The sequence below is a fragment of the Ureaplasma zalophigenitalium genome, assembly GCF_025780055.1.
In the GTDB taxonomy this organism is placed as follows: Bacteria; Bacillota_I; Bacilli_A; order Mycoplasmatales; family Mycoplasmoidaceae; genus Ureaplasma; species Ureaplasma zalophigenitalium.
The window spans coordinates 1-816 of sequence record NZ_JAOXHJ010000022.1 but is presented as its reverse complement, the minus strand read 5'-3'; the positions used below and the strand labels follow the sequence as shown (position 1 = coordinate 816).

The following is an 816-nucleotide window of genomic DNA, read 5'->3' as shown; positions in this document are numbered from 1 at the left end:
AAAATATGCGCAAACACTAGCTCAAATTAACAATGAATTAAGAGCTAGTGAAATTGAGTTAGCAAATATGTTAAAAGATTTAAAAGCAGATGAATATGATTTAAAAGCGATTAATGAATTAATTGATATATTAGGTGATAAAAATGAATAATAAGTTTGTTCCTGCTATCAGATTTAAAGAATTTACAAACGATTGAGAACAGAGAAACTTTAATGATTTTTATCAATTCGCTGCTGAAGGAGGAACTCCGTCTACTCATGTAGCTACGTATTATAAAAACGGAAACATCCCCTTTGTTAAAATCCAAGATTTGGAGTGCAAATACATTTTCAAAACTCAGAATTATATAACTAACAAGGCCTTAAAAAATTCTTCTGCTTGATTATTAAAAGCAAATAATTTATTAATATCAAACGGTGCCACAATAGGTAAAATATCGATTAACAAAGTAGATTTGACAACTAAACAAGGGATATTAGGTATTGTTTTGAAAGAGGCCTATAGCCCTGAATTTTTATATTTTTTGTTATCAACAGAATCTTTTCAAAATAAAATAAAAAAGATAACTGTATCTTCAACAATTCCAACACTTTTGCTTAAAAATCTAGACAAACTTAGATTAAATATTCCAGGATCAGAAAAAGAACAAAAAAGACTAACTATTCTGCTTGATAGGATTGAAGAATATATATCACTTCTTCAGTGTAAGTTAGAAAAGCTAAAAAATCTCAAAAATACACTTCTAGAAAAGATGTTCGCAGATGAAAAACACCCTTTTCCAAAGATCAGATTTAAAGAATTTACAAACGCTTGAG

Annotated in this window: 1 protein-coding gene; it reads left to right on the top strand. The window is 28.2% G+C overall.

The window, feature by feature from the left end; genetic code table 4:
- Positions 1–143 precede the first annotated feature (143 nt).
- Positions 144–816, top strand: a 673-nt coding sequence (locus tag OF365_RS03175) for a restriction endonuclease subunit S (RefSeq protein WP_263818167.1), incomplete at its 3' end; no start/stop codon positions are given.